Annotated in this window: 22 protein-coding genes and 1 tRNA gene; 2 read left to right on the plus strand and 21 right to left on the minus strand. The window is 68.5% G+C overall.

The window, feature by feature from the left end:
* Positions 1-32 precede the first annotated feature (32 nt).
* The 11 genes from prmC to OG302_RS14390 all read right to left on the minus strand — a co-directional run bounded on the left by prmC (position 33) and on the right by OG302_RS14390 (position 13552).
* The gene (gene prmC, locus OG302_RS14340) at positions 33-878 is read right to left on the minus strand and encodes a peptide chain release factor N(5)-glutamine methyltransferase (protein ID WP_249587746.1); all 846 of its coding nucleotides are present in this window, start codon (positions 876-878) and stop codon (positions 33-35) included.
* A gap of 48 nt (positions 879-926) precedes the next feature.
* Entirely contained in the window at positions 927-2003 is a 1077-nt protein-coding gene (gene prfA, locus OG302_RS14345) for a peptide chain release factor 1 (protein ID WP_371527148.1), read from the minus strand.
* A 108-nt stretch (positions 2004-2111) separates the two neighbouring features.
* The gene (gene rpmE, locus OG302_RS14350) at positions 2112-2330 is read right to left on the minus strand and encodes a 50S ribosomal protein L31 (protein ID WP_361833600.1); all 219 of its coding nucleotides are present in this window, start codon (positions 2328-2330) and stop codon (positions 2112-2114) included.
* Positions 2331-2479: 149 nt separating this feature from the next.
* Positions 2480-3604, minus strand: coding sequence for an LCP family protein (locus OG302_RS14355; RefSeq protein WP_371527149.1), 1125 nt, complete (start codon positions 3602-3604; stop codon positions 2480-2482).
* Positions 3605-3930: 326 nt separating this feature from the next.
* Positions 3931-6024 (minus strand): transcription termination factor Rho, encoded by a 2094-nt coding sequence (gene rho / locus OG302_RS14360; protein WP_371527150.1) that lies wholly within the window; start codon positions 6022-6024, stop codon positions 3931-3933.
* 373 nt (positions 6025-6397) lie between these two features.
* Positions 6398-7315 carry a homoserine kinase gene (gene thrB, locus OG302_RS14365; RefSeq protein ID WP_351163864.1) on the minus strand — a complete coding sequence of 306 codons (918 nt, stop codon included), beginning with the start codon at positions 7313-7315 and terminating at the stop codon, positions 6398-6400.
* A gap of 317 nt (positions 7316-7632) precedes the next feature.
* Positions 7633-8691, minus strand: a complete 1059-nt coding sequence (gene thrC, locus OG302_RS14370) for a threonine synthase (protein WP_371527151.1) — start codon at positions 8689-8691, stop codon at positions 7633-7635.
* A 6-nt stretch (positions 8692-8697) separates the two neighbouring features.
* Complete coding sequence (locus OG302_RS14375; protein WP_371527152.1) at positions 8698-9990, minus strand: homoserine dehydrogenase; 1293 nt, start codon at positions 9988-9990, stop codon at positions 8698-8700.
* 168 nt (positions 9991-10158) lie between these two features.
* Entirely contained in the window at positions 10159-11550 is a 1392-nt protein-coding gene (lysA, locus tag OG302_RS14380) for a diaminopimelate decarboxylase (protein ID WP_371527153.1), read from the minus strand.
* A 139-nt stretch (positions 11551-11689) separates the two neighbouring features.
* Positions 11690-12934: an ArgS-related anticodon-binding protein NrtL gene (nrtL, locus tag OG302_RS14385; RefSeq protein ID WP_371527154.1), complete on the minus strand. Its 1245-nt coding sequence runs from the start codon at positions 12932-12934 to the stop codon at positions 11690-11692.
* A gap of 111 nt (positions 12935-13045) precedes the next feature.
* Positions 13046-13552, minus strand: coding sequence for a response regulator (locus OG302_RS14390; protein ID WP_371527155.1), 507 nt, complete (start codon positions 13550-13552; stop codon positions 13046-13048).
* Between the two features lie 178 nt (positions 13553-13730).
* Between OG302_RS14390 and OG302_RS14395 the strand changes: the two genes are divergently transcribed.
* Positions 13731-13802: transfer RNA gene (locus OG302_RS14395), tRNA-Arg, on the plus strand.
* Positions 13803-14085: 283 nt separating this feature from the next.
* Positions 14086-15051: a Shedu anti-phage system protein SduA domain-containing protein gene (locus OG302_RS14400; protein ID WP_371527156.1), complete on the plus strand. Its 966-nt coding sequence runs from the start codon at positions 14086-14088 to the stop codon at positions 15049-15051.
* Positions 15052-15099: 48 nt separating this feature from the next.
* Here the strand turns inward: OG302_RS14400 and OG302_RS14405 are convergent, their stop codons facing one another.
* The 10 genes from OG302_RS14405 to OG302_RS14450 all read right to left on the minus strand — a co-directional run bounded on the left by OG302_RS14405 (position 15100) and on the right by OG302_RS14450 (position 22111).
* Positions 15100-16542 carry a tyrosine-type recombinase/integrase gene (locus tag OG302_RS14405; protein ID WP_371527157.1) on the minus strand — a complete coding sequence of 481 codons (1443 nt, stop codon included), beginning with the start codon at positions 16540-16542 and terminating at the stop codon, positions 15100-15102.
* Complete coding sequence (locus tag OG302_RS14410; protein ID WP_371527158.1) at positions 16539-16730, minus strand: helix-turn-helix transcriptional regulator; 192 nt, start codon at positions 16728-16730, stop codon at positions 16539-16541. Before OG302_RS14410 ends, OG302_RS14405 begins: the two co-directional genes overlap by 4 nt.
* A gap of 128 nt (positions 16731-16858) precedes the next feature.
* The gene (locus tag OG302_RS14415) at positions 16859-18301 is read right to left on the minus strand and encodes a phage/plasmid primase, P4 family (protein ID WP_371527159.1); all 1443 of its coding nucleotides are present in this window, start codon (positions 18299-18301) and stop codon (positions 16859-16861) included.
* 340 nt (positions 18302-18641) lie between these two features.
* Positions 18642-19538 carry a bifunctional DNA primase/polymerase gene (locus tag OG302_RS14420; protein WP_371527160.1) on the minus strand — a complete coding sequence of 299 codons (897 nt, stop codon included), beginning with the start codon at positions 19536-19538 and terminating at the stop codon, positions 18642-18644.
* The gene (locus tag OG302_RS14425; protein WP_371527161.1) at positions 19535-20254 is read right to left on the minus strand and encodes a DNA methylase; all 720 of its coding nucleotides are present in this window, start codon (positions 20252-20254) and stop codon (positions 19535-19537) included. The genes OG302_RS14420 and OG302_RS14425 overlap by 4 nt, the downstream gene beginning before the upstream one ends.
* Before the next feature lie 85 nt (positions 20255-20339).
* On the minus strand, positions 20340-20720 hold the full coding sequence (locus OG302_RS14430) for a hypothetical protein (RefSeq protein WP_371527162.1): 381 nt from the start codon (positions 20718-20720) through the stop codon (positions 20340-20342).
* A gap of 22 nt (positions 20721-20742) precedes the next feature.
* Entirely contained in the window at positions 20743-21348 is a 606-nt protein-coding gene (locus OG302_RS14435) for a hypothetical protein (protein ID WP_371527163.1), read from the minus strand.
* Between the two features lie 18 nt (positions 21349-21366).
* The gene (locus tag OG302_RS14440) at positions 21367-21561 is read right to left on the minus strand and encodes a hypothetical protein (RefSeq protein ID WP_371527164.1); all 195 of its coding nucleotides are present in this window, start codon (positions 21559-21561) and stop codon (positions 21367-21369) included.
* Between the two features lie 41 nt (positions 21562-21602).
* Entirely contained in the window at positions 21603-21812 is a 210-nt protein-coding gene (locus OG302_RS14445) for a hypothetical protein (protein WP_371527165.1), read from the minus strand.
* Between the two features lie 47 nt (positions 21813-21859).
* Positions 21860-22111: a hypothetical protein gene (locus tag OG302_RS14450; RefSeq protein ID WP_371527166.1), complete on the minus strand. Its 252-nt coding sequence runs from the start codon at positions 22109-22111 to the stop codon at positions 21860-21862.
* Between the last annotated feature and the right edge of the window lie 72 nt (positions 22112-22183).

Consider the following 22183-nt stretch of genomic DNA (forward strand, 5'->3'; position numbering starts at 1 on the left):
GTACACGTACAGCTGACTTGAAGTGGATGTGCTCACGGCATTGCCTTGCGGGCCGTCGCGAACCTCGGCCGGTTGTTCAGGTCGGGGTGGTCGGCCGCGTCCGCCCAGCCCCGCTCCTCGGTGAAGATCCACGGCACCTGGCCGCCCTGCGTGTCCGCGTGCTCGATGACGACGACGCCGCCGGGCCGCAGGAGACGGTGGGCGGTGCGCTCGATTCCGCGGATCAGGTCGAGGCCGTCCTCGCCGGAGAAGAGCGAGAGCTCCGGGTCGTAGTCGCGGGCTTCCGGAGCGACGTACTCCCACTCGGTGAGCGGGATGTACGGCGGGTTCGAGATCAGCAGGTCGACCTGGCCGTCGAGCTCCGGAAGGGCGTCACGCGCGTCGCCCTGGGAGAGCTTGACCCTGGACCCCTCGACGTTCTTCCGCGTCCACTTCAGGGCGTCCTCGGAGAGCTCCACGGCGTGCACACGCGAGCGCGGGACCTCCTGGGCCATGGCCAGGGCGATGGCACCGGAACCCGTGCAGAGATCGACGATGAGCGGCTCGACGACGTCCATCGCGCGCACGGCGTCTATGGCCCACCCGACGACCGACTCGGTCTCGGGGCGCGGCACGAAGACACCGGGGCCGACCTGCAGTTCGAGGTAACGGAAGAAGGCGCGCCCGGTGATGTGCTGGAGCGGTTCGCGGGCCTCACGGCGCGCGATCGTCTCCCAGTACCGGGCGTCGAAGTCCGTGTCCTTGACGGAGTGCAGCTCGCCCCGCTTCACGCCGTGCACGAAGGCGGCGAGCTCCTCCGCGTCGTTGCGCGGCGAGGGCACGCCGGCGTCGGCCAGCCGCTGGGTGGCCTGGGCCACTTCCGCGAGCAGCAGGTTCACGCTGGTCCTCCGGGGCTGAGCTGAGCGATGGGCGGGTGCGGTCGGGGCTCAGGCCGCGGCGAGCTTGGCCGCGGAGTCCGCGTCGACACAGGCCTGGATGACCGCGTCGAGGTCGCCGTCGAGCACCTGGTCCAAGTTGTACGCCTTGAAGCCGACGCGGTGGTCCGAGATCCGGTTTTCCGGGAAGTTGTACGTCCGGATCTTCTCGGAGCGGTCGACGGTGCGGACCTGGCTGCGACGGGCGTCCGCCGCCTCCTTCTCCGCTTCCTCCTGAGCCGCGGCAAGGAGCCTGGAGCGCAGGATACGCATCGCCTGCTCCTTGTTCTGCAGCTGGCTCTTCTCGTTCTGGCAGGAGGCCACGACGCCGGTCGGCAGGTGCGTGATGCGCACCGCGGAGTCGGTCGTGTTGACGGACTGGCCGCCGGGGCCCGACGAGCGGTACACGTCGATGCGCAGGTCGTTGGCGTGGATCTCCACGTCGACCTCCTCGGCCTCGGGCGTCACCAGGACGCCGGCCGCGGAGGTGTGGATCCGGCCCTGCGACTCGGTGGAGGGCACGCGCTGCACGCGGTGCACGCCGCCCTCGTACTTCATCCGCGCCCAGACGCCCTGGCCGGGCTCGGTCGCGCCGTTGCCGCCCTTGGTCTTCACGGCGACCTGGACGTCCTTGTAGCCGCCGAGCTCGGACTCGGTGGCGTCGATGATCTCGGTCTTCCAGCCGACGCGCTCCGCGTACCGCAGGTACATGCGAAGCAGGTCGCCGGCGAAGAGCGCCGACTCGTCGCCGCCCGCGCCCGCCTTGACCTCGAGGATGACGTCCTTGTCGTCGTTGGGGTCCCGGGGCACCAGGAGGAGCCGCAGCTTCTCGGTGATGTCCTCGCGCTGCTTCTCCATGTCCTTGACCTCGGCGGCGAACTCGGGGTCCTCGGCGGCCAGTTCGCGGGCCGTCGCGATGTCCTCGCCGGTCTGCTTCCAGGCGCGGTACGTCGAGACGATCGGGGTCAGCTCGGCGTAGCGCTTGTTGAGCTTGCGCGCGTTGGCCTGGTCGGCGTGGACCGAGGGGTCCGCGAGCTTCGTCTCCAGATCGGCGTGCTCGCCGATCAGTTCCTCGACCGCCTCGAACATCGGGGTCTCCTGAGTTTTCTACGCGAAGGTGGCTGCTGCGTCAGACGGCAAAGCGCCGGTCCCAACCGCTCCCTCCCGGGGGCGGCCGAAGACCGGCGCAGTGGCTCGCTACTTGTTGGCTGCAGCCTTGCCGAAGCGGGCCTCGAAGCGGGCCACACGGCCACCGGTGTCGAGGATCTTCTGCTTGCCCGTGTAGAACGGGTGGCACTCGGAGCAGACCTCGGCACGGACGGTGCCGCTGGCGATCGTGCTGCGGGTGGTGAACTCCGCGCCACAGGTGCAGCTGACCTGGGTCTCGAAGTACTCGGGGTGGATGTCGCGCTTCAAGGTGTCTCCTAGTTTCGGGAGGGCGCCGGGTCGTACGCGCGGATTGCTCGTACGTGAACCGGGGCCGACGAACCAGTCTGCCAGGACTGGTCGCATCTGCCCAAACCGGGGTGGGTCCCGTTCTATTCCCGGCGGGACCGAGAACGGCCTCAGCCGCTGGTCACGACGTCGCGCGCGTCACCCTTGTCGCCCGCGGACTTCTCCGTGGCGGACTTGGGGATGGGCTTGTCGGCCTTGAGCGCGTCCCAGACCTGCTGGTCGGCCTTCTCCAGGGGCAGGACGCGGTTGGGGTCCGCCGGGTCGTACTGGATGGGCAGCGTGACCATCTTCATGTCGCCCGCGCCGATGCCCTTGAGGCCGCCCGCGAAGCCCGCCAGGCTCTTGACGTCGTTCAGGTCGGAGTCGGTGGTGATGGCGCTGGTGGCATCGTTCGCCAGGTCGTAGAGCTTCTTCGGGTTGCTGAAGACGCCGACGTCCTTGACCTGGTTGATCAGGGCCTTGATGAAGGCCTGCTGGAGCTGGATGCGGCCGAGGTCGCTGCCGTCGCCGACGGCGTGCCGGGTGCGGACCAGGCCCAGGGCCTGCTCGCCGGTGAGCTGGTGCGTGCCTGCCTTGAGGTTGAGGTGGCTGTCCTTGTCGTTGATCGCCTTCTTGGTGGTGATCTCGACGCCGCCGAGGGTGTTGATGAGCTTCTTGAAGCCCGTGAAGTCCACTTCCACGTAGTGGTCCATCCGGATGCCGGACATCTTCTCCACGGTCTTGACGGCGCAGGCGGGGCCGCCGACCTCGTACGCCGTGTTGAACATCTGCCGCTGGCCGCCCGGGTCCGTCTCGCCGTCGTCCGTCTTGCACTCGGGGCGGGATATGAGGGTGTCGCGGGGTATGGAGACGACGCTGGCCGACTTGTGGCCCTTGTTCACGTGCACGATCATCGCCGTGTCCGAGCGGGCGGCGCCCTCGTCCTTGCCGTACTTGGCGTTGTCGCCGGAGCGGGAGTCGGAGCCGAGGACGAGGATGTCCTGCGAGCCGTTGTCGACGTCCTCGGGACGGTCCGTGCCGAGGGCAGCGTTGATGTCGACGCCCTTGATGTTGCCGTTGAGCTTGAAGTACACGAAGCCGAGACCGGCACCGCCCAGGACGACCACCGACGCGGCGGTCCACGCGGTGACGACGAGGACCTTGCTGCGCTTTTCGCGCGGCTTGCGACGCCGACCGCCACCGCCCCGGGAGCGTTTCGGTGCCGTATCCGCCGCAGGTGCGCTCTCGTCGCTCATGTGCTCCTCGGTCCTCGTCTGGGGTCGGGTACCCCCTGCTTTCAGGGTCAGGCGCGGTTTGTCGTCACTTGTCAGACGTGGAAACCGAAAGAAGGGTTGCACGACGCTTTGTGAGCGCCCCGGCGCGCGCTCGTGACACTTCGTGCACTCCTTCCCCGCTCTTCTAGCTTCTCACCTGCGGTTTTTACCGCCATTGGGCTACTGCCCGTGACCGTAAGAATCTCTTAGGTGTGTGGCCAAGGTCATTCACCGCCCCCTTCACGCCCCCGTCCACGCAAAGGGCCGCCCCCGTCGGATGACGGGGGCGGCCCTTTGCGGCGCGGTGACTAGTCGTTGCCGTTGCCCGGCGTCGGGGTCGTCTTCGCGATCTGCATGAGGAACTCTGCGTTCGACTTCGTCTGCTTCATCTTGTCGAGAAGCAGCTCGATGGCCTGCTGCGAGTCGAGCGCGTGCAGCACCCGGCGCAGCTTCCAGACGATCGCGAGCTCTTCGGCGTTCAGCAGGATCTCTTCCTTGCGGGTGGAGGACGCGTCGACGTCCACCGCCGGGAAGATGCGCTTGTCGGAGAGCTTCCGGTCGAGCTTGAGCTCCATGTTGCCGGTGCCCTTGAACTCCTCGAAGATCACCTCGTCCATGCGCGAGCCGGTGTCGACGAGCGCGGTGGCCAGGATGGTCAGCGAGCCGCCGTCCTCGATGTTGCGCGCCGCACCGAAGAAGCGCTTCGGCGGGTAGAGCGCGGTCGAGTCGACACCACCGGACAGGATGCGGCCGGAGGCCGGGGCCGCCAGGTTGTACGCACGGCCCAGACGGGTGATCGAGTCGAGGAGCACGACCACGTCGTGACCCAGCTCGACGAGACGCTTGGCGCGCTCGATGGCCAGCTCGGCGACCGTGGTGTGGTCCTCGGCCGGACGGTCGAAGGTCGAGGAGATGACCTCGCCCTTCACCGACCGCTGCATGTCGGTGACCTCTTCCGGACGCTCGTCGACCAGGACGACCATCAGGTGGCACTCGGGGCTGTTGACGGTGATCGCGTTCGCGACCGCCTGCAGGATCATGGTCTTGCCGGTCTTCGGCGGGGCCACGATCAGGCCTCGCTGGCCCTTACCGATCGGCGCGACGAGGTCGATGATGCGGGTCGTGAGGACGCCCGGGTCGGTCTCCAGACGGAGCCGGTCCTGCGGGTAAAGGGGCGTCAGCTTGTTGAACTCCGGTCGCCCGCGCCCGGATTCGGCCGCCATGCCGTTCGCCGAGTCGAGGCGGACGAGCGCGTTGAACTTCTCGCGGCGCTCGCCGTCCTTGGGCTGGCGGACGGCGCCGGTGACGTGGTCACCCTTGCGCAGACCGTTCTTGCGGACCTGGGCCAGCGACACGTACACGTCGTTCGGGCCGGGGAGGTAGCCCGACGTACGGATGAACGCGTAGTTGTCGAGGATGTCGAGGATGCCCGCGACGGGGATCAGCACGTCGTCGTCGGCGACCTGCGGCTCGTTGGCGCCGCCGAACTCGTCGCGGCCACGACGGCCACGGCGGTCGCGGTAACGGCCGCGGCGGCCGCGACGGCCACCCGCCTCGTCGTCGAAGTCGTCCTGCGGGCCGTTGTCGCGCTGGTCCCGCTGCTGGCGGTCGCCGCGGTCCTGACGGTCGCCCCGCTCCTGGCGGTCCTGACGGCCTCCGCCCTGCTGGCGGTTGCCGCCCTGCTGCTCGTCGCCCTTGTTGCCACGGCGGTCGCGGTCGCGGCCACGGCCCTGGCGGTCACGGCGCTCACGACGGCCGTCGGCGCTGTTGTCACCGGAGCCGTCGCCCTTGGCCTCGGACGACGCGTCCGTCCTGGCGTCGTTCTTGTCGTTCTTGGCGTCGCTCTTCGGCTCGCTCTTGGCCTCGGCGGTGACCGTCTCCGGGCTGCCCGCGTCGGCGGTGGCACGGCGACGGCCGCGGCGCTCGCCCTTGTCGGCACCCGCGGGCTGACCCGGGATGTCGATCTGCTGCTGGGCGGCCTCTTCGGCCTTGGCGCTCGCCGGCTGCTCGGCCTTGTCGGCCTTGCTCGCCTTGGCGGCCTTGTCCGTACCGGTCGAGCTTGCTGCGGTGTCCTCACCCGTCCGGGCCTTCGAGGTCGCGCGGCGCTTGGGCTTCGTCTCGGTCTCGGCCGACGAAGCGGAGGGCGTGGCAGCCTTCGCGGGGGCGCCCCCGCCGCCCTGCGCCTCCTTGATGACCTCGATCAGCTGGCTCTTGCGCATCCGCGCGGTGCCCTTGATACCGAGGCCGGATGCGACCTGCTGCAGTTCCGCCAGCACCATGCCATCGAGGCCGGTGCCGCGGCGCCGCCGGGACCCGGCCGAAGCACCGGTGGCAGGCGCCGCAGAGGCGTCCGTGGCGGGCGTGTCGGCAGTCACGCCCATCAGATCGGTGGTGTCGCTCACGAAGGGTCCTTCCCTGGAGCGGACGTCGGCCTGTCTGGCTCGGCGACCGGTTGTGCTGTCCGGAGGTCCTTTGGTGTGTGGACCGTGCCGGGGCGGTGGTCCGCCAACGCGCGGCGGAAGAATTCACTGGTGATGACGATTCCCGGTGCGGTGCCACTGAGGTGCGGTGTCACTCGGCTCGGTCACGCCGGTTCCGGAGCGTGCTCGGCACCGCTCAGTGCGGGGCACAGAGCAGTTTGGGAGGCTCCCGGAAGGATGGATGTCCCGGACGGGGACACAAAGCACCTCGCCATGGTGGGGTCGGGTGCAGACTTGAGGTTAACACTACCGGATCCAACAAACATTCCCCCTCTCTCATCCGGCTACCAGCTGTTCAAGGCGCAAGCGGCAGCACGCTCGCGCCGGTCGCGTCGAGTGCCAGACGGTTGGCCGCCCAGCCCTCTCCCGCGAGGCGTGCGACCTTGTCCGCCGCACTCTCGTCGGCCAGCGCGAGGACCGTGGGTCCCGCGCCGGAGATCATCGCCGGGACACCGTCCGCGCGCAGGCGTTCCACCAATGCGGCGCTCTCGGGCATGGCGGGTGCGCGGTACTCCTGGTGGAGCCGGTCCTCGGTCGCGGGGAGCAGCAGCTCGGGGCGCCTGGTCAGGGCCTCGACGAGCAGTGCGGCCCGGCCCGCGTTGGCGGCCGCGTCGACATGCGGGACGGTGCGCGGGAGCAGTCCGCGCGCGGTCTCGGTGAGGACGGGCTTTCCCGGTACGAAAACCACCGGAACGATGGAATCAGCGGGCTCCATCCTGATCGCCCGCGCCGCTCCCCCGTCCATCCAGGAGAGCGTGAAGCCGCCGAGCAGACAGGCGGCGACGTTGTCGGGGTGGCCCTCGATCTCGGTGGCGAGCTCGAGCAGGGCGTTGTCGTCGAGCCGGGCGTCACCGCCTATCGTCACGGCGCGCGCGGCGACGATGCCCGCGCAGATGGCGGCGGACGAGGAGCCGAGGCCCCGGCCGTGCGGAATGCGGTTGGCACAGACGATTTCAAGCCCGCGCGGCTGTCCGCCGAGCAGGTCGAAAGCGGTGCGCAGGGAACGGACCAGCAGATGCGACTCGTCGCGCGGGAGCGTCTCGCTGCCCTCACCTGCGATGTCGATGTTCAGTCCGGTGTCGGCCACCCGCACGACGACGTCGTCGTACAGACCCAGCGACAGGCCGAGGGCGTCGAAGCCCGGGCCGAGGTTGGCGCTGGTGGCGGGGACGCGCACCCGGACGGCGGCGGCGCGGAACGCGGGACCGGCCATCGCTCGATGACTCTCCTTGAGCTGCGATCTTTTGAGGACTTGCCACGTGATGAGGCACTACCCGAAGGCCGCTCTGCGGCAGCACCGCGGCATATGCGGCGGGGCGGGTTCGGTACAGCCTATCGAAGGAAGGTTCTGTGGCGACATAGGGCGCACAGGAGGCGCACGATGCGTGTCGTAAGCCCCCTGTGCACCCCCTATGCGGAGTTGCGGGTTTTCCAGGCGGTTATGCCCGCCGTCCGGTAGCGGTTATCCCCGACCGGGACGGTTATGCCAGATCCGGCGGAGTTCCACCAGGCCGGACCCGGCCAGTCCGGCTAGGCCAGACCCAGCCGCTCGGCCGCGGCGGCCGAGTCGACGGGGACCGTGACCGGCTGCGGTGCGCCCGCGACGGCCCAGTCCGGGTCCTTGAGACCGTTTCCGGTGACGGTGCAGACGATCTTCTGCCCCTTGTCGACCTTGCCCTGCTCGGCCGCCTTCAGCAGACCGGCGACGGAAGCCGCCGACGCCGGCTCGACGAAGACACCCTCCTGGGAGGCCAACAGCTTGTAGGCGCGCAGGATCTCACGGTCCGTCACCTCGTCGATGAAGCCGTCCGACTCGTCGCGCGCGTCGAGGGCGTACTGCCACGACGCGGGGTTGCCGATGCGAATCGCGGTGGCGATGGTCGACGGGTCCTTGACGATCTCGCCGCGCACGATGGGCGCGGAACCGGAAGCCTGGAAGCCCCACATACGAGGAGTGCGCGTCGAGACCTTGTCGGCAGCGTACTCCTTGTAGCCCTTCCAATAGGCCGTGATGTTGCCCGCGTTGCCCACCGGGAGCACGTGGATGTCGGGGGCGTCACCGAGCGCGTCGACGATCTCGAAGGCGCCGGTCTTCTGGCCCTCGATGCGGAACGGGTTGACCGAATTGACCAGCGCCACCGGGTAGTTCTCGGAGAGGGCGCGGGCCAGGTTCAGGCAGTCGTCGAAGTTGCCGTCGACCTGGAGGATCTTCGAGCCGTAGACGAGCGCCTGGCCCATCTTGCCGAGCGCGATCTTGCCCTGCGGCACGAGGACCGCGCAGACCATCCCGGCGCGTACGGCATAGGCGGCGGCCGAGGCCGACGTATTGCCGGTGGAGGCGCAGATGACGGCCTTGGCGCCCTCCTCCTTGGCCTTCGTGATCGCCATCGTCATGCCGCGGTCCTTGAAGGACCCGGTCGGGTTGGCACCCTCGACCTTGAGATGGACCTCGCAGCCCGTGCGCTCGGAGAGCACCTGCGCGGGGACGAGCGGCGTGCCGCCCTCGCGGAGCGTCACGACCGGAGTCGTGGCGGAGACGGGGAGACGATCCCGGTACTCCTCGATGATTCCGCGCCATTGGTGGGTCATTGCTGACTACTCCCCTTCAACCCGCATGATGCTGGCGACACCACGCACGGTGTCGAGATTCCGCAGTGCCTCGACGGTGCCGGTGAGGGCGGCGTCGGGCGCGCGGTGGGTGACGACGACGAGAGAGGCCTCGCCGTCCTTGCCCGTCTGACGGACCGTATCGATCGATACGCCGTGCTCGGCGAAGACCGTCGCGACCTGGGCGAGAACACCCGGCTTGTCGGCTACGTCGAGGCTGATGTGATAGCGCGTGACGACCTCGCCCATGGAGCTCACGGGCAGCTGGGTGTACGCGGATTCGCCGGGCCCGGTGGCTTCGCCGAGCTTGTTCCGGCAGACGGCGACGAGGTCGCCGAGAACGGCCGACGCGGTGGGGGCGCCGCCCGCACCGGGACCGTAGAACATGAGCTGGCCCGCGGCCTCCGCCTCGACGAAGACGGCGTTGTACGCCTCGCGGACCGACGCCAGCGGATGGCTGAGCGGAATCATCGCGGGGTGCACGCGCGCGGTGACGGACCCGCCGTCGGCGGCCCGCTCACAGATGGCGAGCAGCTTGATGGTGCAGCCCATGCGCTTCGCGGACGCGAAGTCGGCGGCCGTCACCTCGCTCATTCCCTCGCGGTAGACGTCGTCGAGACGCACGCGCGTGTGGAAGGCGATGCCGGCGAGGATCGCGGCCTTGGCCGCGGCGTCGAAGCCTTCGACGTCGGCGGTCGGGTCGGCCTCGGCATACCCGAGGGCGGTGGCCTCGTCGAGGGCTTCCTGATAGCCGGCACCGGTGGTGTCCATGGCGTCGAGGATGAAGTTGGTCGTGCCGTTCACGATCCCGAGAACGCGGTTCACCTTGTCACCGACGAGGGACTCGCGCAGCGGCCGGATCAGCGGAATGGCACCGGCGACGGCGGCCTCGTAGTAAAGATCCCGCCCGTGCTCCTCGGCGGCGGCGTGCAGCGCGGCGCCGTCCTGCGCGATGAGCGCCTTGTTGGCGGAGACGACGGAGGCGCCGTGCGCGAAGGCGGTGGTGATGAGGGTCTTCGCGGGCTCGATCCCGCCGATGACCTCCACGACGACATCAATGTCACCGCGTTTGACCAGGGCGGTCGCGTCGGTGGTGATGAGGGAGGGATCGATTCCCTCGCGCACCTTCGACGGGCGCCGGACAGCGACCCCGGCGAGCTCTACCGGGGCGCCGATCCTGGCCGTGAGGTCGTCGGCGTGCGTCGTCATGATGCGCGCCACCTCTGAGCCGACAACCCCACAGCCCAGCAGCGCCACCTTCAGCGGACGCGTACGCATCATCCGACCTCACTTCTCATACATCTACAGTGGGACCAGTCTCACCCACCGGATCGCAGTTTCCGTCCACGGTCCGGATGATGAGACATCTATTTCACTGGCCGATACTCTGCCAGACGCCGTCGACGGCGTTCTCGCGGCCGATTATTTCCTCGGCCGACGGCCATTTCCTCAGCCGACGTCGAGACGCAGGAGATCTTCCTCCGTCTCGCGCCGGACGATGACCCGCGCCTCACCATCCCGCACGGCGACGACCGGCGGCCGGAGGGCGTGGTTGTAGTTGCTCGCCATGGAACGGCAGTACGCGCCGGTCGCGGGCACGGCGATCAGGTCACCGGGCGCCAGGTCGGCGGGCAGGAAGGCGTCCTTGACGACGATGTCCCCGCTCTCGCAGTGCTTGCCGACGACGCGGACGAGCATCGGCTCGGCGTCGGACGTCCGCGAGACCAGCGCGACGCTGTACTCGGCGTCGTAGAGAGCCGTACGAATGTTGTCGGACATGCCGCCGTCGACGGAGACGTACGTACGCAGTCCTTCGAGCGGCTTGACGGTGCCGACCTCGTACAGGGTGAAGGCGGTCGGCCCGACGATGGCGCGCCCCGGCTCGACGGAGATACGAGGAGTGCGGAGGTTGGCGGCCTCGCACTCCCGCGTCACGATCTCGCCGAGCGCCTTGGCGATCTCGTGCGGCTCTCGGGGGTCGTCGTCGGAGGTGTAGGCGATGCCGAGGCCGCCACCGAGGTCGATCTCGGGCAGCTCGACGCCGTGCTCGTCCCGGATCTCGGCGAGCAGCTGGACGACGCGCCGCGCGGAGACCTCGAACCCGGCCATGTCGAAGATCTGCGACCCGATGTGCGAGTGCACGCCGATGAGCTCGAGCCCGTCGAGCTGCAGGGCCCTGCGCACGGCCTCGGCGGCCTGTCCCCCGGCGAGCGCGATGCCGAACTTCTGGTCCTCGTGGGCGGTGGCGATGAACTCGTGGGTGTGCGCCTCGACGCCGACGGTCACGCGGATCTGCACGCGCTGCCGGACGCCGAGCCGGTCGGCGATGTGCGCGACGCGCACGATCTCCTGGAAGGAGTCGAGCACGATGCGCCCGACACCGGCCTCGACGGCCCGCTCGATCTCGTCCTCGGTCTTGTTGTTGCCGTGGAAGGCGATGCGGTCGGCGGGCATCCCGGCGGCGAGGGCGGTGGCGAGCTCACCACCGCTGCACACGTCGAGGTTGAGCCCCTCTTCGTGCAGCCACCGGACGACGGCACGCGAGAGGAAGGCCTTCCCGGCGTAGAAGACGTCGGCGTCGGTCCCGAAGGCGCCGCGCCAGGCGTGGCAGCGGGCGCGGAAGTCGGCCTCGTCGAGGAAGTAGGCGGGGGTGCCGAACTCCTCGGCGAGCCGGGTCACCGGGATCCCGCCGACGGTGACGACACCGTCGGCGTCGCGGCCCACGGTCTGCGCCCAGACCTTCGGGTCGAGGGAGTTCAGGTCGTCGGCCGGGGCGGTGTAGTGCCCTTCGGGCAGTACGTCGGCGTGGCGGGGCCCGGCGGGGTGTGCGGAACGGCTCATGTCGCGGTCGTCTCTCTCACTTCGTTCACGTCATGCACGTCAGTCACGTCTGGGGCGTGTGGCACGGCTGGGACGTGCGTTGTGTCTGTCACGGCTGGCACGTCTGTTGTGTCTGGCACGTCAGTCGCTTCTTCACGTGTCACAAGTACTCGGGGGCGCTGATGCCGAGCAGGGACAGGCCGCCTGCGAGCACCGTCCCGGCGGCTTCGGCGAGGGCGAGCCGGGCACGGTGGGCGGCCGAGGGTTTCTCGTCACCGAGCGGAAGAACGGCGGGCTGAAAGGCGAGGAAGGCATCAGCGACGACGACGAGATGCCGGGCAAGCCGGTCGGGCGCACGATGACGGGCGGCTGCGGCGAGGATGCGGGGGTGGTCGGCCAGGGCGTCGAGGAGGGGCCGACCGGTCGGGGGTATGGGGCCGGCGAGGCCGGCTACGTCACCGGGGGCGCTGGTGAAACCGAGGGCTGCGGCGTTGCGGGTGAGGGCGCGGGTGCGGGAGTAGGCGTACCGCACCCGGAAGAGGGGGTTGCTCGCGCGCTGGACCAGGTGCTCGTCGCTGATGCGGGGCCGGTCGTGGGCAGCGGGGTACAGCAGGGCCCAGCGGGCGGCGTCGGGGCCGAGGGGGAGGAGGGGGTCGGGGGCGGCGGCTGGGACGGGGACGGGGACGGGCCGGATGATCTCCACGTCCACGTCCACGTCCACGTCCACGTCTGCGTCTGCGTCTGCGTCCGCGTCCGCGTCCTCTGGTGGGGTCCCGTAGCTGTCGACGTGTACGTCGAGGCCGGCTGCCGCCCAGCGGGGGTCCGGGGCTTCGTCGCAGGTGAGGCGGACGAGGGTGCCCTGGGAGCGGAGGATGCGGCGGAGGGAGTCGGCGAGGACGGCGGCGCGGGGCTCGCGCGGGAAGCGGAGGGTGTGGAGTGCGAGGGGCGCGCGGGGGGCGTCCGCGGTCTCGGGGCCAACGTGCCCGTAACGGGCGCCGCGCTCCAGTACGTCACGCACGAGGGCGGCACTGCCGCTGCTCCCGAGGTGGCTGGCGGTGTCGGTGCCGCGGTCCAGGGTGATGTTGAGGAAACCGGGCCCCGTGATGTCGATGGCCGCGATGCCGGGCTCCCCGGCGAGTCGCGGGGAGAGCACTTCGGCCACCTGCCGGGGCGACCGCCCGGCGGCGCGGGCGACCTGCAGGGCGACGTTGGTGGCGTAGTCCCCACACCCACCGGGCCGAGGCCGCTCGACGACGACCCGCCAGGGGGTACGGCCAGCGCCAGCCCTCTCGCCACCGCCGAGCTCGCCGAGATCACTCAGCTCGCCGAGGCCGCTGAGCTCGCCGTCATCGACGGCACGACGCATGGCGCGCAGCACGGTGCGGGAGAGCTCGACGGGGGTCACGGGTCAAGCGTATGGGAGGAGGGGGGTGGGGACGCGACCTGGTTTCCCCGATGGTCCGGGATGTGGACGGTGGGGGGAGCCGGAGGCAGCCACGGGGGTCAAGGGTGAGGCTCAGCCGCCGGGGCGACCGGCGCGCTCGGCTTCTCCGGCGGCACCGGCGGCTCCACGCTCACCACTGAGCGCACCCCCGCCACTACCACTCTCCATCAACTGCCGTACGATTCCCAGCAGTTCGGAGGGTTCAAAGGGCTTGGCAAGGAAGGCGTCCACCCCGACCTCAAGCCCGCTCTCCACCTCGTACTGGGTGCAGGCACTGACGATGACGAGGGGCAGATGCCGGGTCCTCGGATCGGAGCGCAGCCGAGCGGCGGTACGCAGCCCGTCGAGGCGGGGCATCACCACGTCGAGCGTGACGACATCGGGTCTGACCTGGTTCACCACATCCAGGCATTCGGCACCATCGGCCGCGGTCACGACCTCGAAGCCCTCCAGCTCGAGGTTGACCCTGATCAGCTGCCGGATGACCTTGTTGTCGTCCACAACAAGCACGCGGCCTGACACGCCTGACACAACTCGAGAGTAGGTCCGCGCCCGCCGCCGCGTCCGGGTTTTCCCCACTTCCGCCCCGTGCGGGGTAGCGCCCGACGGAACAGGCGGCGAAGCCGAGGGTGACCCCTGGGACGCAGGGTGCGGATGCGGCGGCCCCCACAGCCATGGAGTGCGGAAATACCTGTTCATGGGGAGCCGTTCGGAGCTGGTAGGGTTCTACACGTCGCCGCGCAAGCCGCGCCGATACGCCCCCGTAGCTCAGGGGATAGAGCAACGGCCTCCGGAGCCGTGTGCGCAGGTTCGAATCCTGCCGGGGGCACCTCGCTTCAACCAGCACGATGATGCGGTTGACCAGCGCAGATGCCAAGCATGGAGAGCGGGATCCAGTCTCACTGGGTCCCGCTCTTTGTCGTTGTTGCGCGCTGATCGCGATAGACCTGCGATAGGGCATGTCCAGCGGGTCAGCCAAGCTGCGGGGCAGTGCGAGCACCTGGACCGGGCGCCATCACCAGAGTCCTCCTTCGCGCTTCGTGCGCGCCAGGCGTGGAGTCAATCGGCAAGAAGCGCCAGCATCGATCCCCACGCTGCGGCAGGATTGACCGGTGGATAATTCCCGTGGAGCTATACGTACTTCAGTCATCAAAGCTGCGTTCGGGCTCACCGGAGGTAGGTGTGCCTTCCCTGGTTGCCATACGCCCGCTCTCGACGACGGAGTGCCGCTTCTAGAGCTTGCCCACATCTCATCCGTGGCACCAGGCAGTCAGCGCTATTCCAGCACCAAGCCCATCTCCGAAGTTTACAGTCTGAACAACATTATCGTCCTTTGCCCAACCCATCACGAACACGTCGACATGGAGCCCGAGACATACTCCGTTGAAGTCCTTACCAAGATGCGCGATGCGCATCTAGCGAGGGTAAAAAATGCCCTCACTCAACCAGAATCACAACTGACCCAATCGCGCCGTAATACTGGAGGCCCGGAAACACCTAAGAAATCAGCGTCAAACCGCTTAACCAACCTTGTCGAAATCTGGGAAGAAAGCCGAGAGAACGGAAGCGAAGAATACTGGCAGCAGCTATTCATCGATCATCCGGAGGCGTTCTGTCTGACTCTCGAAGGCAAAGCCTACAACCTTCGCAGCAAGTGCTACGTTGGAGGAAAGTCGGTCGATAACACAGGCGGCAATGTGCTGGACTTCCTTGCTCAGCATGGCGGGAATGTCGCCCTAGTTGAAATCAAGACACCAAAGACGAAGCTTCTCGGCTCGCAAAGATACAGGGGTAACGTCTACGCGCCATCCGGGGAACTAGCAGGATCAACCGTTCAGGTTTTGGAGTACCGACATAGCCTGGTTTCCAACCTACCGGGGTTAACTTTTGAAACTCCGGGCCTTCGAGCGACGCACCCTATGAGCGTAATAGTCATCGGTAACTTGACAGAAGAATGCACTAACGAAAACCAGCGCAGGTCATTTGAACTTTACCGCTCCTCCTTCAGGGACCTAAAAATTCTCACCTATGATGAACTATTCGAAGGGATACGAAATCTAGCCGAATCCCTTGGCTGAGGATGCAGCCCAGACAACTCGCTGTCCAGGCCGCATCGCCAGGCTAGTTCAGGTATCCCATCCCAGTTCCTTATCTATCTTCTTATTCATGGCCTCTTCCTGACCGTAAATACATCCCTCGTACACCCGATGGATCACCTCAGGCGAGTTGCCGACGCGGCGGGCGACCTCAGCCACTGGCACGCCAGCGTTTAACCACGTCGTGATGCAAGTGTGTCGCAGGTCGTAAGGCCGCCCGCCGAGGATTGACGCCTGAAGGTCCGGCGATAGCGCGTACTCACGAGCGTCCCGCCACACGCGCCAATAGGTACTGCTGCCCACCAGACCGCCCCGCTCATTCGTGAAGAGTCGCCCGTCCTGGGCCGTACCGAACTCCTTCAGATGGGCGCGGAGCATCACCACGAGCGGTGGGGGGATTGGGACCGGCCGATCTTCCTTGGCCTCCCTCGACTTCAGGCCGCGTTTGTCGTGGCGCTCTCCGCTATCGGTCCATTGCTTGCCTGACACGGGATGTGTGTCCCGGAGTGTCAGGACACCCCACCCCGCCTCCGGGAGGAAGCAGTCAGCCTTGTTGAGGCCCACGGCCTCGCTCGGCCGTAGCCCCGCGAAGTACATAACCGCGTAGAAGCCCACCAGGCGCCGGCCCTTCTTGCGATCCCACGTTCCGACGTACGAGACCCCAGCGAGAAGCTGGGCAGCCTGGGTCTTGTTCACGAGAACCCGAGGATCGACACGATCGGATGCCGCGCTCTTCACCTTCTTAATCATGGCGAGAGGGTTCCTCGTGAGGAGCTTGCGTTCGATGGCGTACTCCACCGCGGTATTGAGCGCGCGCCGGCGGCGGCGGGAGGTCTCCCCCGCTGCTGGGCTGCCGTCCAGCTTGAAGGAAATGCGGTACTGGACATCGCGCAGGATCTTCGGGTCTTCGAGTGAGGAGACGAGAAGCGACTTCCCACGAATCCACTCGTAGGCGTCTTCGAGCTCCTGCGGCGGGTCGAGTTCGGCATTCTTGGGGATGACCGACCACCGGAAGGCGAGGCGCAGCTCTTCCGGCGATGGCGTCTCTTGCTCTTGCTCCACCAGAGCCAGCGTTACCGCGGCGAGGCCGTCGGCGATTCCCTCACGGGTCTTAGCTGCGGCAGTCGGCCAGCGCATCGCCATGTACTCGCGGCAGAACGCGAACCAGGGCAGTTCCTCACGGGCCTCCTCCGCGGCAGACGCTGCCCGCACCTCGGATTCGGGTAGACCGTCTGTGATGCGGAATGCCTCGCCACGGCGCATGGCCTGCCACAGTTCGGACCTGCGGCTCTCCGCGAGGGCCATCGTGGCGAAGGTGGCGCTGCTGACCTTCCCTCCGACTTTCCAACGGAGCTGATACGGACGGCTCTTGCTCTGCGCCTTGCTGACCTTCCACAGGCGCACGTTGAGCGAGAACCCCTGCGGGGCCGGCCGGTTGTTCCGTCCGGCCCCGCTGTCGGTGCCCTGGGTCACGCGCTCTCCTCCAGCGTCTGGAGCCACCGACTCAGTTCGGACCGGCGGATTCGCACCGCGCCGTTCGGGAGCTTGATGGACTTCGGGCCCTTCTTGTACTGCCGCCAGCGGTAGAAGGTCGCTCGCGGTACGCCGATTTCTTCGATGACGTCAGGGATGGTCAGCATCTCGTCTCTGGGCTTGGCCACAGCTTCTCCTGGGCTGAAGAGCGGGGAACCGGAAGAGCGCCAGCCCGGCCGCAACCGTGGGCCGGGCTGGAGCGACACGGGCCTGACCGTGTTGAGCCCGCATTGCTCTGTGTCGCGACTCAAGCGACTCAGGAAAGATCCATACGGGTGGGCTGCCGGTTGATCCGCGCCCCGGCGGACTGGGGGTCGGACAGGTTGAGCGTGATCCCGGTGTAGGTGGGGACCTGCCGGCCGTACTGGTCTCGGGGGCGGGCTCGGTGGAGCTGGGGAACGACGGATTGCAGGTTGCGGCCGAACATCTGCTTGGTGCCGACGGCGCGTACGCCGTTGTCCTCGGCCCACTCCCGCCAGACCGCCCACAGGGTGTCGACCGGCACCGTGGCGTCGGCCCCGGTCGTGCAGCACTCGCGGACGAACGCGCTGGTCGGTGAGGCGGTGTCCTGCATGATGACGACCGATTCGCGCGAGGACGCCGGTTCGGTGATGCGTCCGCCCCGTTCGAGGCGGGCGAGGCCGTCCAGGGCCCAGTTGAGGATGCCGGGCATCTCCTCGGCGAGCTTGTCGGTCAGGGCGGTGTCTTCCTTGCCGAGCCAGGAGAGGGTCATGCTCAGCACGACGAAGCGGCGGGCGATGACCCCGGAGGAGTCCCCGAAGTTCGGCAGCTCGTTGGTCAGCACCATCAGCCGGGTGGGCAGCTTTCCGGTCCATGGCTCGCGGAACTTCCGGTCGATGTCGATGGTGTCTTCCCCGGAGATGGTCAGCAGTCGTTCGACGACCTGCCCGCCGTCCTTGCCGGACAGGCGGGCATCGGAGATGACCGCGAGCGGTTTGCCGATCAGGGACGACAGGCCGAAGTTGCTGCCCAGCCCCGCGAGGGTCGGTCCGGCGAGGTTCTCCCGTCCGACCAGCTCTTTGAGGACACGGGCGATGGTGCCCTTCCCGGAGCGTGACGGACCTTTGATCAGGAGGATCTTTTGCTGGTCGGTGCGGCCGGACAGGATGTAGCCGAACCACTCCTGCAGAGCTTCGATGGCGGCCGGATCCTGCGGCCAGATCTGTCGCAGGAACTGTTCCCAGTGCGGGGCCTTCGCCTGCGGGTCGTAGGCGAAGGGGACCGAGACCAGGTTGAAGAAGCCCGGTGTGTGCGGCAGCAGCGCCCGGTCCCGGATGCGCAGCAACCCGTTCTGGAAGGCCACGATCGGGCTGCGGTCGCCGCTGTGCGCGTTCCTCTCGATCCAGGACGGTGCGTCCGCCTCGGTGGGCAGCAGCGTGATGGCTCCGAGTGCATCGAGAAGATTGCTGATCTTCTGTTTGGTGGGTGCCCAGTCGCGGATTTCCGGCTGTCCCTCGCGGTCTGCGCCGCCCTTGAACGTGGCGTGCTCCAGCCGCTTGTACATGGACGCGCGCATCTGGTGCTCATCCAGCTCGCGCCAGTTCGTACCGGTCCAGCGCATCCAGGAGCCGCGCCAGCGCCGGCACAACAGGTTGCCATTCTGGTCCTGCCAGTCGGGGATGATCCGGCGGGCGACGGCCATCGGGTTGGAGGGGGCGGGGAGTTCTTCGGCGGTCATGCGGCCGTCCTCCCTTCCTGGGAAGTGCGGAGCGGGCAGTGGTCGCGATGAGCGGCGTGGTCCTCGATCAGGGCCAGGACGCGCGCCTTGCCGACGGCGCTGCGGTCCCTGCCGCAATGGCATTTCGAGGTGGCGGTGGGCACGGCACCGCGCGGCGCGACGATGTGGAGCCACGCCACGGGATACCGTCCGTCGCCGCGTGGGGGGTCAGAGCGAACGGCAATGGGGACGCCTTCGGCGACGCCCTTCGGCTCGCCCTCGGCCGCCGCATCCACAGCCTGTGGAGCGGCGAGCGGGCCCGCGGTCGGCTCGGAAAGGCTCTTAGAGCGGGAGGGGGTGGTCATGCGGCCCTGCCCCGAGCCGAGTTGTGCGTGATGGACCAGTCCAGCGCGCGACGGATCACGTCGTCGTAGTAGCGCTGTGACTGCGTGGCGTTGGCCCCCGCCGCCCCTCTAAGAGCCTCCTCGACCCCGATGCGGGTGAGGTCGCCGGACGCGATGAACCTCCCCAGAGCGCGGGCGGCTCGCAGCAGCGTCGCGTTACGGGTCCCGTCGGCGGCAGTGGCGACGTTCTGTACCTCAGCGGCGAATGCCACGGCAGCATATCGGCTGGTTTGCCCCGCTACGGGCCTTGGAGGCGCCTGTGCGGGCTTGGGTGTCGGCTTCAGGATGCTCAGCAGCCATCGGGGCAGCGGGAGCACCTCAGAGCCGCACAGCGCCTCGTACGGTCCCGTCGGGGTGATGCTGCCCGCAGCGACGACGTATCCGCCCCAGGCTCGGGTGTCGACCAACGGGGCGATGCTTCCTGCGGTGTTGGGCAGCCGCACGTCCGCCGGTGCACGGAAGTACAGATGCTGTCCGCCGCTCGCGGTCCGCGTCCGGCAGGTGTCAGGGACGGGGTGACCGGTGCGCTCGCAGAGCGCCGTGAAGGTCGTCACGCCGCAAGGCGTGTCCCCATTGCTGTTGGTCTTGGGCATGTCGAGGTCGACGACCAGCAGCCCGGAGGGGCCGGTGGCGATTCCGACGTTGAACGTGCCGTGCGACCAGGTGGCGCGGATGCGGTCGGCGTCGGTGGTGGCACGCTGCTCCCACTTCTGGTGTCCGCCGGTGCACGGTCCGGTGCGGGGGCAGGAGGCTTCGCCGTGCAGGGCGGGGCGCTTGGTGCCGGGGCGGAGCGGGAAGACGTGCCAGCCGCGCACAGCTGCTTCCAGGGCTGCGTTCAGCAGGATCTCGCTCACGCCGCCACCCCCAGCACGCGGGTGGCAAGGAACTCGCGGCCGATGTACTCGCTGTAGGGCGGCGGGATGGCCTCAGTCAGCTCCTCGCGGACGTTGGTCCAGTCGATGCCCATCGCGGCCTGAAGCTCCGAGACTGAGGGTTTGCCGTTGCCGTAGGCGGCCACGTACGGGCCGTCGTAGAAGCGGCCGTGCCGGTAGCCGCGCACCCGCCCCCGGTGCGGGACGTGCGCGGGCTGCGCGATGCTCCAGCCGCCCAACTCGAAGTTGCGGTGACGGATCACCCCGAGGCCGAACATCTCCCCGCACAGCGTGAGATCTTTGCGGATCTTCGCGCGCCCGTTGGGCTGCTCGATCACGTAGGGCAGGCCGGTCTGGTCGAGCAGTTCACGGGTGGGCGCCACCAGATCGGCATGCGTGCCACCCCAGCCCTGCGACTGGTTGGTGCCCACGGTCAGCGCGCATCCTGCCTGGCAGGGGCAGGAGGCGTGCACGAACGCGTACTGCTCGATTTGCCCGGAGGAGATCAGCGCGGCGAGTCGTTCGAGCGCGTCGCCCCGGTGGAGCGGGAAGGGGTAGTTGGGCCGGTCGACGATGTCGACACCATCGACGGCGAACCCGGCACGGGCGTAGCCCATGCCGGCGCCGCCGGCGCAGGCATACAGGTCCAACAGGCGCCGTCGCGGGCGCTCTCGCCGGATGAGAGTCGTTTGAGTCATGCTGGGGGTCTCCTGTTTCTCTCGAAGGGACGGAGAGCCGGGGCGGTCGCGGTCTTTGGCGAGAGGGCGACCGCCTCGGGCGTATTCATGCCTCGGTGTGCGGCTCTTCCTTGGCGGTGTCGTAGCCGAGCGGGGCGAGCGCGGTGTGCGCGCGTTCGAGGTGTTCGGCGAGGGTCTGCGCGATCAGGGCGCAGGAGGCGAGGGCGGATCGGGCCTCGCCGATGTGGTCCTCGGCCGTGCCGTGGTCGGCGGTGACGGCGCTGGTCTCGGCGAGGGCGTCGAGGAATTCGGAGATCTGATCGAAGCTCTGCGGCAGGCGGTCGGCGAGGCGGTTGAGCGGGCCGACGATCTCGTGCGCGTCGCTGGGGTAGGTCAGCTCACCCTTGCTGCTCTGGGTGGCGTGGTTGAGGTTGCGGATGGCTTCGGCGGCCTGGTCCGCGAGGTGGGCGGGCGTGATGGCGCTCATGACGCGTGTCTCCGTTCCGGGGTCAGTGATCGTGCTCGGTGGCGGTGGGCAGTTCGGGCAGTCCCGCGCGGGTGAGTGCGGCGGGGTCGTAGCCGGGCAGGGCGGCGCGGGTGAGCAGCGCGGTGGCCAGCTGCTCGGCGTACTGGGCGCCGGCGCGGGCGGATTCGATCTGCGCCCCCGCTCGCAGGGCTTCGACGCGTTCCACGTGGGCGTGCTCCTCGCGGCGCCCGCTGGTGTGCCGCTCGAAGGTGAGGCGGTCGCGGCGGTCGGTGCGCCAGTAGCGGACGGCGAGCCCGTAGGCGGCGGTCGTGGCCAGCACCCACAGCAGGAGCGGCAGAGACAGGCCGTCGGCGTATCCGGCGATGCCGGTGAAGGCGAGCGCTCCGGAGGCGGCGAATGCGGTTCCGGCAATGACGCGGTCGCCGGCGGCGCCGACGGAGGCGCACGCGCCGGCCGCGGCGGCGGCGAGGGCGAGCGCGGCCATCAGGACCGCGTTGCCGATGGAGTGCTGCGCGCCGTTGGCGTTCCAGATGCGGGCCAGGATCAGCACGGTGGAGGTGGCCAGCACTGGCGCGGCCTTGGGGGCGATGACGGCCAGCCAGTGGCGGGCGATTATCTGTTCGTTCACGGCCGTTCCTCCTACTTGCTACTTGCCGCTGTCCTGCACGACGTTGGCGACGGCGGACACGAGCGTGTTGATGGTGGTGCGGGCGCCGGTGTCGGCGAGGTAGAAGCCGAAGAGCACGGCGATGACGGCGGCACCGATGCCCAGCGCCTTGAAGCGCAGGAGCAGCAGGAGCAGGACACCGAAGAGCAGCACCAGGGAGATGGTCAGGGCCATGGCGGGCCCCCTTCCGGGAGTCGGATAGTGGGCATCGGTCGTCAGCGGGTGTGGCGCTTCTTGCGGGCTTCGGCGCGGGCGGCGGCCTTGGCGTCCTCGCGTTCCTGGGCGAGTTCGCGGATGCGGGCGGCCTGCTGCAGGACGCGCTTGGGTGACTTGCCGCGGGATTCCTTGTGGGCCGCGCGGGCGGCGAGCAGGACGATGCGGGCGGCCTCGCGGGCGTTGTAGGGGTCCTTGTCGGTGAGCGCCATCAGGCGAACTCCTTGGCTGAGTCGGGGCAGAGCAGGGCGGGGGTGGGTCAGCGGGTGCCGGCGCGGTGGGTGCGGCGGGCGAGGTTGTACCAGTGGCGTCCGCGGCGTATCCGAATGCCGTGGCCGTGGCAGCGGCGGCAGACGCGGGCCTTCTTGGCCTTGCCGCGGCGGTTGAACTTGATGAGGTGGCCGAGGCCGTCGCACTTGCGGCAGCGGCCGAACGGCTTCACCCAGCACACCAGGCTGTAACTGAGGGTGAGGAGCAGGAGGCAGGCGCTAGCGAGCAGGCTGAGGGTCATCACAGGGCCTCTCGGGCGGGTTTCAGGGATTTGTGCAGGTGGGCCGCTAGGTGCTAGCGACCTGATCAGGTG

The sequence above is a fragment of the Streptomyces sp. NBC_01283 genome (genome assembly GCF_041435335.1).
Taxonomy (GTDB): domain Bacteria; phylum Actinomycetota; class Actinomycetes; order Streptomycetales; family Streptomycetaceae; genus Streptomyces.